The sequence below is a fragment of the Mucilaginibacter rubeus genome, assembly GCF_003286415.2.
Taxonomy (GTDB): Bacteria; Bacteroidota; Bacteroidia; order Sphingobacteriales; family Sphingobacteriaceae; genus Mucilaginibacter; species Mucilaginibacter rubeus_A.
Genome location: NZ_CP043450.1, coordinates 4,016,181 through 4,030,286, shown reverse-complemented (window position 1 = coordinate 4,030,286; position 14,106 = coordinate 4,016,181). Strand labels below are relative to the sequence as shown.

The 14,106-nt window shown below is 43.3% G+C and carries 13 protein-coding genes and 2 pseudogenes; all 15 read right to left on the bottom strand.

The genetic code is table 11. The features are described 5' to 3' along the window. Window position 1 precedes the first annotated feature (1 nt). Complete coding sequence (locus tag DEO27_RS15800; protein ID WP_112573965.1) at window positions 2–889, bottom strand: FkbM family methyltransferase; 888 nt, start codon at window positions 887–889, stop codon at window positions 2–4. Continuing rightward, entirely contained in the window at window positions 876–2,156 is a 1,281-nt protein-coding gene (locus DEO27_RS15795; protein WP_223817959.1) for a glycosyltransferase, read from the bottom strand. The genes DEO27_RS15800 and DEO27_RS15795 overlap by 14 nt, the downstream gene beginning before the upstream one ends. A gap of 3 nt (window positions 2,157–2,159) precedes the next feature. Continuing rightward, on the bottom strand, window positions 2,160–3,119 hold the full coding sequence (locus tag DEO27_RS15790) for a hypothetical protein (protein ID WP_112573964.1): 960 nt from the start codon (window positions 3,117–3,119) through the stop codon (window positions 2,160–2,162). Then, entirely contained in the window at window positions 3,109–4,317 is a 1,209-nt protein-coding gene (locus DEO27_RS15785) for a glycosyltransferase family 4 protein (RefSeq protein WP_146750079.1), read from the bottom strand. Before DEO27_RS15785 ends, DEO27_RS15790 begins: the two co-directional genes overlap by 11 nt. A gap of 4 nt (window positions 4,318–4,321) precedes the next feature. Next, a complete protein-coding gene (locus DEO27_RS15780) occupies window positions 4,322–5,479 on the bottom strand; it encodes a glycosyltransferase (protein WP_112573962.1) in 1,158 nt (385 codons plus the stop codon). Beyond that, complete coding sequence (locus tag DEO27_RS15775) at window positions 5,476–6,246, bottom strand: FkbM family methyltransferase (RefSeq protein ID WP_112573961.1); 771 nt, start codon at window positions 6,244–6,246, stop codon at window positions 5,476–5,478. The genes DEO27_RS15780 and DEO27_RS15775 overlap by 4 nt, the downstream gene beginning before the upstream one ends. Before the next feature lie 33 nt (window positions 6,247–6,279). Next, window positions 6,280–7,260, bottom strand: coding sequence for a glycosyltransferase family 1 protein (locus DEO27_RS15770; protein ID WP_223817958.1), 981 nt, complete (start codon window positions 7,258–7,260; stop codon window positions 6,280–6,282). Then, window positions 7,257–8,264, bottom strand: coding sequence for a glycosyltransferase family 2 protein (locus tag DEO27_RS15765; protein WP_112573960.1), 1,008 nt, complete (start codon window positions 8,262–8,264; stop codon window positions 7,257–7,259). The genes DEO27_RS15770 and DEO27_RS15765 overlap by 4 nt, the downstream gene beginning before the upstream one ends. Continuing rightward, entirely contained in the window at window positions 8,261–9,181 is a 921-nt protein-coding gene (locus tag DEO27_RS15760; RefSeq protein ID WP_146750077.1) for a glycosyl transferase, read from the bottom strand. The genes DEO27_RS15765 and DEO27_RS15760 overlap by 4 nt, the downstream gene beginning before the upstream one ends. Window positions 9,182–9,207: 26 nt before the next feature. After that, window positions 9,208–10,116 (bottom strand): glycosyltransferase, encoded by a 909-nt coding sequence (locus DEO27_RS15755; RefSeq protein WP_112573958.1) that lies wholly within the window; start codon window positions 10,114–10,116, stop codon window positions 9,208–9,210. Window positions 10,117–10,139: 23 nt separating this feature from the next. Beyond that, a complete protein-coding gene (locus DEO27_RS15750) occupies window positions 10,140–11,336 on the bottom strand; it encodes a glycosyltransferase family 4 protein (protein ID WP_112573957.1) in 1,197 nt (398 codons plus the stop codon). Window positions 11,337–11,346: 10 nt separating this feature from the next. Further along, a complete protein-coding gene (locus DEO27_RS15745; protein WP_112573956.1) occupies window positions 11,347–12,270 on the bottom strand; it encodes a glycosyltransferase family 2 protein in 924 nt (307 codons plus the stop codon). 20 nt (window positions 12,271–12,290) lie between these two features. Further along, window positions 12,291–13,448 carry a glycosyltransferase gene (locus DEO27_RS15740; RefSeq protein WP_190295107.1) on the bottom strand — a complete coding sequence of 386 codons (1,158 nt, stop codon included), beginning with the start codon at window positions 13,446–13,448 and terminating at the stop codon, window positions 12,291–12,293. A gap of 84 nt (window positions 13,449–13,532) precedes the next feature. Continuing rightward, window positions 13,533–13,640, bottom strand: a pseudogene (locus DEO27_RS32005) (acyltransferase); the annotation flags it as partial. 186 nt (window positions 13,641–13,826) lie between these two features. Continuing rightward, window positions 13,827–13,916: pseudogene (locus DEO27_RS32000) on the bottom strand (hypothetical protein); the annotation flags it as partial. Window positions 13,917–14,106 lie beyond the last annotated feature (190 nt).

Sequence of the window (14,106 nt, the reverse complement as noted above, 5' to 3'; positions counted from 1 at the left end):
GTTAAATTTTTTCCCCCAATGCTGTAAATTTCGGGGTCGATTTTAATCGTAACAGGATAAAATCAATGTCACGGCAGTAAATGGTATTGTAATGCCCAAATGAGGGTATCAAATTTAATCCCCTCGTAAACGGATCATACCGGTATGGCGTAAAACCCGAAGATACTAGGGTTTGGTGAATATCTTCTTCGTTAAATCCGTAACGCGAGCCACTGCCGTTCAGCTCAATGATAATGGCTTTTAGCGTTGGTTGTTTTAAAGTTTCGTTCATTCCTTTAAGCACTTCCGTTTCAAAGCCTTCCACATCAATCTTAATGAGTGAGGGACAGTCGTCAGCAGTTAACGAATCTACGGTGATCACATTTATCATTTCCGCATCTGCTTTTTCATCATCGAGCACCACGTGATTGGTGGTATCTTCATTTTTTGAAAAACTTAACTGCCCTGTCCTTGCACCTGCCGCCGCATGGATCAGGGTAGCCTTGTTTTGAAGCCGGTTCAGCTCGATATTTTTAGCGGTTAATATCGCGGTAGTTGACGAAGCCTCAATAGTAATGGTTTTTGCATTACTGACGCCGGAGGCCAGCAAGGTATACGAACCCGCATTTGCACCAATATCAAAGAAAACATCTTGTGCGGTTAAAAAATGGAGCAGGAATGCCATATCCTCAAATTCATGCAATCCGGTATAAATGTTTCCTGTTATCCCGGTAAGGCCTTTACGAGCGTAAAAATTCACGTTGCCTATAAAAGGCTTTACCCACAATTTTGAGGGTTGAATACTGCTTTGAAGCTGCCAGCCTAAAAATCTCAAAAACGCTTTAAACGGATGCTTTTTACCTAAAGGGTGATTTAAAATAAAGCCGAAAGTCCTCTTAATTTTTTCCACTGATAACACGGTCAAAAAGTTTACATTGTTCTACAGTCATTTGCCTTGCGGAATATTTATCAGCGGCTTCCTCGTTATAATTAGGGAGCGGTTCATTACCCTGAACGATAGAAAGTAAAAAGGTATTGATCTCATCATCCGTAACCGTATCGTAATTATACACTTGTTTTACTCCATATTCCTTCATAATACCAATTGCCGAACTTGAGGCGTTAAAGATAGCCAAGATCGGTTTTTGTGTAAGCAAATAGGGGTAAATTTTCGAGGCCGTGTATTTTGGATCATCCGAGCCCGGTATAAACAGGGTATCGGCCTGTTTTAGTGTGAGCAATGTATGATAATAACTTATTCTGTCGGTAATTTCGGTTACGTAGCCGGTTACACCAAAATGATCAGCAACTGGCAGGATGCTGGGCTTGCCTTCGCCGGCGGGAGCATAACTGGTGCCAATAAAGTAGAACCTTGCAGCCTCCAAAGCTTTGTTTCCCGCATCCAGTCCGGCTTTGAAAGCCTTGAAAAGGGTACTTACTGCTTTTTGCATGTCTGCTCCACCACGCCCTACATATACTATATTGACGTGAGAGTCATCAAGCAGCTTGGGGAAATTGCTTTGATTTTTTTCGGCAATTTCCATATCGGGTTCAAAGGCCCCGAAAGTTATAGTAGCGGCCGGGATATGCTGAATACGAGGGTATCGGTTTTTAAGATCGGTAATGTAATGGTCAGATACGCTGATCAAACCGTCCGCGTTGTTCAGGGCAATGGGCTCCAGGTATTTGTTCAATCGGTATGAAAACCAGTATTTACGCGGTCGTTGGGCCTTTGGTTTATTCTGGTAATAATCCGAGTGCCAGGGGTCCTGCATGTCAATTACATAGGGAATGCCAAAGCGCTTTTTTAAATATGCCCCTAAAATACAAACGGGGAACTGCGTAGTCGAAAAATAGATCAGATCATATTGTTTCGACTTTAAAAGAGACCTGATTTTTTTCTTGTAAAACGGCAACGACCGCAAAGCAATACTGCCCAAGCCAAATTTTGAGGTGAGGTTTTTGGGGAGCGCTTTTACTTTATGGATCCTGATATCTTCCGGGATACTTTGTAAAAGCAATTGATCGGTAGGGAGATCTGAATATTGCTCATCCACAACAACTACTTCTGCTTCCCAGCCGTTTGCTACAAAATAAGGAATACTCATCCTTACACGCTGCATATCAGCAGCATTTACAGGTGGGAAATAAGGGGATACGATCAGCAGTTTTTTCATAGGCTATCTCATGATCCTTTTCCACCAGCGGTTGCCGCTGATTTTTTCGCGGGCCTGCGACCAATCGCAAACCTCATCGATAATGTCATAGAAGCCTTGCTGCTTTTCTGGCAAATCATTCAGATTGATCTTTTCAATGAGCTGTGGCAGGTTCTGATAAAAAGCTTCGGTACGATAGGGGGGATGTAATGACCATAAGCCCTTACCGCTGCCTAAAAAGTCGACCCGTTTTAAATTACGCTTTGTCAGATAGTCTGAAAACATATGCTCAGGAAGGTCGGCATTAGGGTTGCCTTCAATAATCGCTTTTATCTGTCCGCGAAACGGCGGCTGAGTTAATACCAGTTTATCAGTATCAAACCGGCTTTTATCGATCATGAAGATCCTGGTACTCATGCCCTTTAGTGCCCATGTATAGGGGGCGACTTTCTGAACAATATCCTGACCAACCAAAATGTCGGCCGGGTGCGGTGGGCCGGGTAATGGTGAAGCGACAAAGCAATCTGGATCAGACTCGAAAAGTTTAACCGCTTCGCCAATCCATTGCTGACTTCCTCCGCCTAAAAATATGTCCGAATCCAGGTGTAAAACGAGATTGTTTTGGGCCGAGTACAACCCGAAAAAGTAGGCGTAAAACGGCCCTCCCCTGAAATCTTTATCCGGTATATTCTTTTTACCGAAGAATTTGTCGGCTACTTTTTTTTTCGTCACGGGCGAGTAGTCAACGTAGTTTATCCTTACTGCGTAATTGTTCTCAATATCTGTTTCCAGAAATTTGTCCAGCAAGGTTTTATTGGCCTCCCATCCATCAGCGAAACGCCCCTTGCTTGGCCGGGTATCAACAGTTAAAACAATGTCGTCAACCTGTCCAGCCAGCATCTCCAACTGATGTTTAAGCATGAAGCGTACATGCGGGTAGTCGCCGGGCGCAAGGTTTATCTGTAAGCTTACTTTATTTTTCAAGGGCTGTGGCAACTAATGAGATGAGCTTTTTAGACTCGTTTTCCCAATTGTAAAATGTTCCGGCTTCAATTGCCCGGTTCCGTGCTAACTGCAATTTCTCCGGGCTATTGAGCCATTTTTCCAGCGCTTCAAGTTCTGTATTATTGGGCTGTTGCGACAATTTAAAGCCGGGTTTGAACAAATCATAACCCTCTTTTTGCCCTTCGGTTTCACTGGTGATAACGGGTAACCCGGATTGAATATATTGGAAAAACTTATTGGTGATGGTATAATTGCGGCTTGCCGGGGTCTTCAGTTCTAAAGCCAGGCCAATATCAAATTCAGCTATTTTTGTAGCGAGCTGATTTTCCGGTACCAGGTCGTGAAAAAATAGATGATGTTGGCTGGGTAGCAGTGCAATTAAACTTTGCCTGTAGGCCTCCGTAACGTTTCCCAACAGCTGCAATTCGACGGGTGTTTTTAGTAGATAAAGGACTTTTATAAACTGTTCCAGCCCACGTCCCGGGCCTATGGTTTGTGAAAACCAGAATAGTTTTAGTGGTTTGCTGAAGAGCTTTGTCTTTTGAAAGGAGATCTCCGGCACCGGAAAAACATTATATATAACCCGTGGCTTTGGCGATGAATATTGTTGGGCCAATTTTTCGGCAAGGATGTTTGATGTTGTTATACAAAAGGTTCCTTTGTTAAGTGCTTCTGATTCGGCACGGCGTAATAAACCAATTGGTCGCTCCGCACGTGCTTCGGGCAGAAGGTCTTCAGAATACCAGTCTTCCAGGTCAAATGCAACTTTAAAACCTCCTTTTAGCAGGCGACCACCTATGCAGGTGGGCAGTTCCTGATGGCAAATGTACAAATCGGCTTTTATTGCGCAGGCTGCATCATAATAGCGCAAGGCCCCGTAACCAAGCGCGAGGCCATTTTCTATCTTAAACCGGCGAATCACCCAACGCCCTAATTTGTTTAAAAACCGATCTGCAATTGATCTTGAGTTTGTTTTAGATAGATCAGATACCAATTGCAGGCGGATATTTGGAAAGTTAGCGATAGCCGACAGGTCCTGAGCATAAAGATCGGCCGAAACACTGCCTGTTAAGATCTGAACGTTATACCCCGCAGCAGCAAGTGCTGTAGCCTCTTTCAAAACCCTGGGGTTCCGGCAAAGGTGCGATTGGGTAATTATACAGATCTTCCTGCTCAAGTTGTTAATTAAATAGCCTGGTTTTTATTTTTTGCAGGGATTCCGGGATCGAATGAGCTCCGAGTGCTTTCTGCTGGCTCTTGATTCTCAATTGTTTTCGCCTACTTTCAGATCGGGCTAATTCCCGGCTTTTCAATACCAGTTCATCTGCATCAGCATATGTTTCAACGTCAGTGCCTAATTCGTAGAGATAGGTGAGCCCTTTGGTATATTCTGTAAGATAGCAGGCACCTAACATAGGAGCTTCCAGGTCCCGAAGCCGGCTATAAGTCAACATATTTTTTCCAAAGCCGTAAAAGGTTGGTACCCGGTTTATGCCCAGGGTGATCATACTTTCCCGGCTAAGACGGATGTATTCATCGAAATCAGGCTTCTCAAATAAGTTTTCGGCATTTATAAGAACCTGATCCTGTTTATTAAACCGTTTAACATGATAGGCAGCAAAAGCTTTCAGCCCTGTTTGGCGTATCAGTTGCAGCTGGTTATTGATTTTTGCGGATAGATTTGACGCCGGTAACACAGTCGCCGATTCGTTTTCATTGTGCCACCCCGTTCCGGTTATTTGTACCGGTAATCCTTTGTCGATCACATTTGCCAGGAGTTGCGCACGCAGGTAGTCTTTAGAACCAATAAAGGTAATGGCACCTGTTTCCCTAACAGGAAGCGTCCGATATTCTGGCGCTACCCACATAGGCATAGGGAGGTTAATATGAGCGACCCCTGCCGTTTGATACATATTCAAGGCTTCAAATTCCGGCACCCAAACCAGATCAAATATTTTAAATTCAGATGGTAGCTTGCTAAAGGACCTGATATTATCGCAGTAAAAATTAACGCAAGGCACGCCCATTGCCCTTATTTGTTTAATGGCGTTTATGTCAATCTGCTTGGGATACAGGTAACAAAGAAAAATGTCAAAAAGCTGCCGGTTGGTTTTAATATAATCAATAGTTTGTGTCCAGGCCTGTTGCTTCCACTGTTCTAAGGCCGGGTCTTTCTCATAAGGTACCATTCCTGCTGCCCAATCCAGTCCGGGGATTTCCATCCATTTCATGCCTGACTCCTCTATGCCATTTTTGATATAGTAAGTCCAGAAACGATAGGCCGGGATTGCGTGCGGTGCTGCCCCGCTATCCTGCATAAAAGAAAGTAAGATCCTCATGAGGGTCGTTTGAACAGCACGTCAATCTGGTTAAGCTCAGTGCCCAAAGGGGTGTTATTGCCGAATGCAAAAAGTTGAAACCGGTATCCCGCCAGGTAATTGGCAATGTCAAGAAACTGTGCCTGGCTATAGTAGTATTCTTTAAAGGATACTTCACAAATAATATACTTCGCGGAGTTTAGCCAATCTCCAAGTCCTTTAAGCACCTCTAATTCAAATCCCTGTACATCAAGTTTGATAATATTTGGTGGAGGTAAGGATTTATCGTCAATCAGGTCGGCAAGGCGTTTGATTTCTACCTGCTCTTCTTTTTCTTTTTGAATGTGAAAATGCTCAAACTCAAGCGGGGTAGCAGATAGTAAACTTGATGAGTCAGAAAAACTGGATATGTTGATGGTTCCGGTTCTGTTTTCATTACCAGCGCAATACGGATGCAGGTAAGCATTTTTCAACGCCTTACAATTTTCATTGAAATGTGAAATGTGAAAAGATAAGGGCTCAAACGCGTGCACTGTAGACTGTGGCAAAACAGATTTGGCAAGTAAGGTCCAGGTGCCGATGTTGCTGCCAATATCATAAACAACAGGATTAGCAGTTAGCGAGCGGTCTTTACCGATTATTTCAAGCAGTTCAAGCGAATCGATATGACCGAGTTTTAATGCCGCCCCCGGTGTGTTTTTTAATCTGCCGATGCGGCGTTTACGCGCTATTTCAAGCGCGAGCCTTTCAATCAGTTTTTTTGGTTTATATAAGATAGAAAAATTCATGAATGAGCTGGATTACAGTGTTTGGGTTGCAGGTTAATCATATACTTCCTGTATGATTTCCAGCATACGCCGGGCACTTTTTTCCAGGGTAATGTTTTTTAATATGTAATCCCTTGGGCTGAACTGTTGTTGTATAACCTTTTCCCAAAAGGTATGAAACCCGGCGTCAAAAGCCGCGTAGTTCTTGAAAGTCATCCCGCAGGTATCATCAAAAAAAGGAACGGATGATGCGGGCACATCCGGGGTGCCCCATTCGTGTCTTTCGGGGTCAAGCCAATGAGTTTGATCCCAGGCGTAAACGGGGATATCCATGGATAAGGCTTCGCAGCAGGCAAATCCCTGACTTTCATGCTCGCTCAGGAATATCATCGATCTGGATTGTTTTAAAAGCCCATGATAATCTGCTTCCTGGTAATGTCCGTAACAGATTTCAACGAATGAAAGACCAAGTGCCGTTAGTTTGTTTTTGATGGCTTCAATCAATTCCACCTCCATCTTCGGATAGTCCCATCTAATCTTATTATAGATCAAAACATCGTAAACCGGTTTTTTATCTTTTTCCGGAAGCCACTTTTGAGTTTCTATCCCTGCAGGCCAGAGTTCGCAGATGTTGGCCCCATAATAAGGAATGTAAATGTCATTAGCCCATTTGGAATGCTGCAGGTATTTAACTATTGGAAAATCCTGGCACATGGTGGGCCATTGCGTGGGATGGGATACCAATGCGATACCGGCTATAATAGGATTAGGTTTATTATAGCCTTCAAGTGCTTGCTCGCCAATCCCTAATACCACTACGGGTTCACCGGGGCCTATTTCTTTAAACGGCCGGTTTACCACATAATTCACACCGATTTCATCAAATCCGAGGCGAAGATTTATAAACACCTTTTCTATCCCGCTTATTTTCTTGGGGCGGAAAAGCTTTCTCGCCGCTAAGAAAACATATCTGTCGCCGGGAAAGTAGCGGTCTTTTTCCGGTGGTTTGCGAAAGTAAAGGTGAATGCGTTTCATGATAGCTTGCCAGAGTTTTCCGGCTTTTTTCTCAATTGATATTTGAAGAGTTGTAATCGTTTGGCAAATTTCCATCCAAATACCATAGATAATAATTTGCCGCTTGTTGTACCAAACGGATACTCCGGGCGAATTGACGCTTTTAAGGTTTTAAGATCGTTTTTAATTTGCCGCATCAGCTCCGGCGCGGCCGGATAGGCTTTAAAAAGTAAGCCATGCAGCCACCGGGCATGCATGTTCGTTAACTCCGGCAACGGGTTTTTAGCTTTTAGCCATAAAATTTTAAGACTCAAGGCGTTGTATTGTGAGCGAAGGTGTTTCTGCGTCGCTAAGCCCGAAAGGTTTTTATTTCCCTGGTATTTCCTGTAATAATTGTAACCGGCTGATTTTGTAACGCCTTTGGATGCCAGTACTACCCTGCAAAAAAACTCACCGTCGTCATCCAATGTTAGGTCTTCATTCCATTTGCCGGCTTTTTCTATAATGTTTTTTGGGCATAGCCAGGCATTCGGCTGCACCATGGATCCTTGACCTTCATTCTTCCCTCCGTAAAGATTAAAGAGGAAATCAAATGGGGGCAGGTTTAGTAAAAAAGCTTCTTCGTATGCAGATGGTTCAAATTCGGTAGGCTGATGGCCATCTGTAAAATGGATGGTGCTGCAAACGGCAACCATGCCGGGATTCGCGGCTAACAGGGTTACCTGTTTTTCTATTTTATCAGCACTTAGTATGTCATCAGCGTCGAGGAACTGAATATAATCTCCCTTGGCTTTCATCAGCCCGCTATTCCTGGCAGCGGCAGCGTTTTTATTTTCCTGGTGATAAACCCTGATCCGCTCGTTTTCAAAGGTTTTAGCGATGGAAAGAGATTCATCTGTCGATCCGTCGTCGATAATAATTACCTCTATATTTTGCCAGGTCTGGTTAACACAGGAATTGATAGCTTCGGCGAGATATAACGCCGAATTATAAACCGGTATAATAATAGAAACCAGGGGACTCATATCAGTTTCTTCCACGCGGTTGTAAAATAATCGTCTTTAGACAGGTCTACATAATGATGCAGCACACCTGCCGCATTATTAACCATTGAACTATCGGGGTTAACGATGTAGGTATTAGATGGCAGTATTTCTGCTTTAACATCTGCCAGTAGCATAGCGGTCAAGGCTTGTTCCAGGTAGTAAGACGCTCCCTCGTTTTCTTCCAGGACGCCTATCCACCGGTCTATTTTATCCCAGTTGACATCGGCACTGTTCATGCCGATAACGCCTACGTTTAATAATTCAGGTATTTTACTGCCGCAAAGTTCTTCCATCAGGTGCCTTGAGTACCCGTACGATTCCTGGCAGTCCAGCATGTAAATAGGAGATGCCGGGTTTTGCAGCCAATTCAACAATTCCGTTGGTTCATTCCAAAATAACATGTCAGAATCTAAAACTACTTTCCAGCCTGAAGGGGCGATGGTATGTATATCCGTTAATTTTTTGATGTGCGGATAAACCTTCCTTTTATGGTTTAAATGCGGGTACCGCTGTTCCGGTAATATGCTGTTGAGATTTTCATCTATCATCTGCCGGGTTACAATACCTGCACCCGGAAGCTGTTTACGGATTTGAGCCAGCAGGTCTTCATCAAAACTGCCATCATCAACCAATATAAACCTGAGCGGCGCATTGGTTACCCGGTTGAGCGATTGGATGCAAAACAAGGTTTGATAAAGATATTTTTTGCCTGTCAGGAAATAGACTGGCAAGCCATCTTCAAAAGATTTCACCGGGGGGAGTTCCGCTGATTTTGATGCCATCAAATGGCTCAGGCGGATCATCTTCTTGTAACTCGTGTATCCCCCGAACCTTTTAAAGGTCTTCAGCCTGGCTTTGGGGTAACGGTACAGGATATTTATAATTTTTTGGAGCAACTTGATAGTTTTTTGCTGTTAGATGCTTAGCCTGCCAAACCTTCAAAGGTTCCACAAGCCCCTTTCCATTTGAGGTAATTATAGCTGTTTTTCCAGGCTTTATAAACAACAAAACTTTTCAGTTTCCTTAAAGGCACTGTCCATCCCGGTATTTTTTTCCAGGGGCTGATGCCATGACTTTCTAATACATAAATCCATGATTTGCTCAGATCTTTACAAAGCCGGCCCAGGTAGTTTATTTCTAACCTTTCTGCCGGGATGATATGACGGAGGGAAAGTTGTGGGAAATACCCGCTATCCCATCCCGACTTTACAATTTCAAGCAATATGTCATTATCTCCACCCGAACTTAAGGAGTTTCCTTTCCGGTCTGTAATGATCGATTTTCCTGAATTGATCTTAGCGCGGTAAGATTGTAATGCAGCCTTACGCACTGCCATACCGGCACCTATGGGGCCATATTCGGGGAATTTGTTTTCCCATTGCTGGATGATTGCCTCGTCGCCGAAATCGCGCAGCGCTAAACTGAAATAGAAAGTAGGTAGCCATTCCGGTTCTTCATATGGCAATTCAGGAAGTGATTTTCCGCCTATAGCACCTATGTTTGGGTGATCAGTAAAAATAGTAATCGTATTTTGAACATAGCTTTCGCCCAAAATATTATCATCATCTACAAAAATTACAATATCACCCTTAGCTTCATCCACACCTCTTAAACGGGCATAAGTTAGCCCCTGGTTTTTTTCGATAACCACCCTGGCTGTAGCTTTCCACTGTAATGAAATCTCATCAATAACTTTATTGTTTGAGTTATTATCTACTAAGATGAGCTCCCAGGCTTCGGGCGCTGCGTTTTGTTTTTTGAGCCCTTCAATTGTTGCCAGAAGCCGTTCGCGGTTCGGGTTATAAGTCGGTATAACGACGGAGAGGTACATGACTTGTAAAATGGGCTGTTATTTTAAATAAGCTTGCTATAATTCTCTTCTAAAAGCGCTCCGATTTTCTCGTTACTATATGCTGTAGCTACTTTTTTCCTTGCGTTTTCTCCCAGCTTTACCCGCAGATCCGGATTGTCAATTAAGCGGATAAGTTCCTTCGCTATCTCGGTGTGGTTTGAAGGATCAATAAGCAGGCCTCCGTCGCAATCTTCAAGCATATCTTTCATGCCACCCTCACGGCTGGCTACAATGCCACGCGCGGCGCTCATAGCCTCAAGGCAGCTGTATGGGAAATTTTCCCAGATACTCGGAAAAACGCAAATGTCGGTATTGGCGTAAACTTCTGCAATTTGGTGGGCCGGTACCAGGGTAAATTCCAGGTTGTCGCGGTAATCTTTCAGTTTCTCAAGCAGATACTCTTTCATATCAAGGCCTTTAACAGGCGATTTTTGTATCCCACCTACGAATTTGACCTTGATAAATGGTTTGGCTTTTAAAACGATTGACAGGGCAGCTGCCAGCTTTACAAGCCCTTTTCTAACTTCCAGGCGGCCTATATAGGTTATCGTGTTCGTGTTGGTGCTTGATGGGATACTAAGAAGTTCTTTTCCGGGAGCAAACAGATTGGGAATGTTCAAGATCCGGTTCCTGTCTATACGCCACTTGCGGGCAACAATATCACCGAGGCTGATGGAAGGCGTATGTATTTGGTCTGCCAGCATCGTGGTGAGGTAATCAGGATCTGTTTTCGTATTGCGCGGTTTCCAGAAACGTCTGTATAGTTTTCCGCGAATAATGCCGCTGAGCATGAACCTGCATTTCTGTAAATACGTTAAATAGTGATTATTAATGATATCAACCAGGAACCAGGGTATGTGCAGCCGTACTACGAGCGGGATATGCATGAAATTTCGTTTAATAGACAGGCCATCTCCGGAAAATTCCGGCGACTCCATCAGGTCGAATTTTCCAGCTTCGTTAGCCGTTTCAAAAAAAGGCAGAATTATGGTATGGAAAATTTCCCTGTCTGTACATAAAACGCGGTTTACTTTGATACCATCCACTACTTCTGAAATAGTACGGTGCGTTGAAGCACAAAAGACCTCAACAGTATGTCCACGTGCAAGCATCATCCGCGAAACCTGATGAACGTATGTAGCTATACCGCCAACGGCGGTGTCAGGAGGATATTCATAAGATATGTACGCGATTTTCATCTGCTGCCTTTTATATCAGACCTAATGATCTGTAAATTTTAATTCTTATACGATTAATGAAATTAACTTTGCCCCAATGAGGAACTGCGCCGTGTCCTTCATTTGACCACATCAGTTTTTCATCTTCATCCCATTTCATTTTCATTTTTGCATCTGATGTTTTCGCGGTATCATGAATATTAGCTACCGATAGGGGCTTTTTGATCAGTTTCCTTTTCTGACCTTTAACCAGGCGAAGCCAAAGCTCAAAGTCAAGCGCGCAATGCAATTTTTCCCAGATAGGCTGATGAATAGTCGCGCTCCAAAACGATGATGGCTGTACAAAATTGGGTATTTTCAAAAAGAAGTCCAGTGATGGCAGTACTTTGCTTACGTCGAACTGTTGTGTGGTTTCGCGATAATTCAAACCATAACCATAAACGAATTTGGTTTTCGACTGTGTAAATAGTTGGATAACTTCATGAAAAACATCTTTCAGATAGTAATCGTCACTATTGATCCATGCATAGTAATCACCTGATGCCAGGCTAAAGCCCAGGTTAATAGCTTGTCCCTGCCCGTTATCTTTTGCACTGCGGTAGTAGCTGATCCATGGTGCGTATTTTTCAAGAATAGAGACGGTCTCATCGTTACTCCCGCCATCTATTACGATATATTCCAGGTTAGGATAGTTTTGCAGCAGGATGGAGCGAATGGTTTGTTCAATGAACCTGCCCTGGTTATAGGATGGTGTAACTATCGTCAGCTTAGGCCAGTTATTGTTGGTGCGGTATACCTTCGGATCTGTTTCCTCTGTCCAGGGCCAGCCGGTATATTGATTATCGGGAGCGGGCAAAACTTTAAGCAGGCCACCCGACGGTATTACCTGTAAGGGTAGGTTCACGCCAGCTGCTATAAAATCTTCCCGGTATTTTTTCAGATCAGGTAAATTCATCCTGCTTGCTTAATAAATGGTTATGCCGTTTCCTGTAGCGCTATGCGCAGAAACCCATTGCCGAAATTTTTAATATTGCGTTGATAATCAGGATTGGCATAAAGCGAAGGGAGCGGATGTGCACTAATGGCAAGCTCCAATTTTGCCGCTAAGTCCTTTACATTCAAAGGAGCGAAGAACCTGGCGCTGCTATCAACAAGTTGCTCCTGGTGAACTTCTATATCGGAAACAATTAATGCCTTATTCATTGATTTAGCGTCTTCAACTACGGTGCTCCAGCCCTCAAAAAGGGATGGCTGAACAATAGCAACAGCATTATTCATTAGCTGTAATTGTTCCTCTCTTTTGATAAAACCAAGAAACCTGATATTGTCAGTAAGATTATTTTGCTGAACATAAATATTAAGTTCTATAAAATATTCAGGGTTCCTAAGGTCGGCGGTGTTGCCGGTAAAAGCAACCGTAATGTTGGTGCCATCATTTTTAAGCCTGTGTACCGCCTGGATAACCGTAAGCTGGTTTTTATGCTTCCAAAACTGGTTAGGGCAAAGAAAATAAACATCAGGTAAATCAAACTTTTTGAGCAGGGGGCCGATAGTTAAATTTCGATAAGCCGGATGTGTGACCGCAAACGGGAGCACGTGCACATTGACGCTATGTTCTGGGTATAACGATTTAAAATGTCCTGCCGCGTTTTGACTGCTCAAGATAAGATGCTCTGACGAACCCTGGATCTCCATTTGGTTTCTTTTTCTGCCTTCAATAGCCTCTGCACTGAAAAATTCAGGAGAAAAATGTTCCTGAAAATCAGCTATCCAGTAAATTTTATTCGTGGCAAGGGACTGCGGTTTGCTTTTGTAGTATGGAAATACTGCTTCCAGTTTTTTTATGGTTTGATTGAAGAATGTTTTTCTGAGCAGGCGATTGGTTATTTTATTAGCGAAACGAGCTGCGAAGTTTGTTTCTCCGGTGCCTAACCTAAAACTCATGTATGGATAGGACAGGTTATTTTTAGCGGCTTTATAATCGCTACGCTTATTGATGATTAAAACCAGGTGCGGTTTAAGCACTTCATCGAGTGTATTTAACGCATTAATAAGGTTCTCAATATAATAAGTTCCGCCAATCCAATTTTCATTGTAAGAATAGCTGAGACCTATCCTTTTTCTTTTAGTCATTTGTGGTAGCTTTTTTGCCATCAAATCCTTTTGAACCAATAGGTAGCATAATCATTCTTCGGTAAGGTGCTTTTTTACCGTAGCCGGATTACCGGTCACCAAAGTGAATGGGGGCACATCTTTGGTCACAACGGCATTAGCCCCAACAATGGCTCCTTTGCCAATAGTTACACCTTTTAAAATGGTGGCATTAAAACTTATCCAGGCGTAATCCTCAATGATTACGGGGGCAGTGAGCACATTGCCTTTTTCTGCCCATGAGCCGTTGTTAACCAGGTCAACATATCTTTCCGCTCTTTCTATGGCGTCAAGTTCGTGGGCATTAGTATCCATAACATTTACGTTATGTGATATCTGTACGTAATCACCAATGATAACGCTGTCGCCCGACCATATCCTGGAATGATCACCTATATAGCAGTTTTCGCCAATAGTGATCTGTCCGCCATATTTAAACACGTGTAGCATCCCCCTGATATGGGTGCCCTGGCCAACTGTTATTTTTGACCGGTCCTGCGCGTTAGAAACCGTGGCTTCCGGATAAAAGATTGCTCCTGAATTAATCACATTCGTCTCAATATGCCTGTTGTTTTGCTCCTGGTACAGGGTATTAAGGATATGATGGATATTGATCTTTTTTAAAAAGCCGGTGATCAGT

Coding starts and splice junctions, on each gene's coding strand:
- DEO27_RS15795 (WP_223817959.1), bottom strand. CDS start 2,156: ATGAAAAAACTGCTGATCGTATCCCCTTATTTCCCACCTGTAAATGCT.
- DEO27_RS15780 (WP_112573962.1), bottom strand. CDS start 5,479: ATGAGGATCTTACTTTCTTTTATGCAGGATAGCGGGGCAGCACCGCAC.
- DEO27_RS15775 (WP_112573961.1), bottom strand. CDS start 6,246: ATGAATTTTTCTATCTTATATAAACCAAAAAAACTGATTGAAAGGCTC.
- DEO27_RS15770 (WP_223817958.1), bottom strand. CDS start 7,260: ATGAAACGCATTCACCTTTACTTTCGCAAACCACCGGAAAAAGACCGC.
- DEO27_RS15765 (WP_112573960.1), bottom strand. CDS start 8,264: ATGAGTCCCCTGGTTTCTATTATTATACCGGTTTATAATTCGGCGTTA.
- DEO27_RS15755 (WP_112573958.1), bottom strand. CDS start 10,116: ATGTACCTCTCCGTCGTTATACCGACTTATAACCCGAACCGCGAACGG.
- DEO27_RS15750 (WP_112573957.1), bottom strand. CDS start 11,336: ATGAAAATCGCGTACATATCTTATGAATATCCTCCTGACACCGCCGTT.
- DEO27_RS15745 (WP_112573956.1), bottom strand. CDS start 12,270: ATGAATTTACCTGATCTGAAAAAATACCGGGAAGATTTTATAGCAGCT.
- DEO27_RS15740 (WP_190295107.1), bottom strand. CDS start 13,448: ATGACTAAAAGAAAAAGGATAGGTCTCAGCTATTCTTACAATGAAAAT.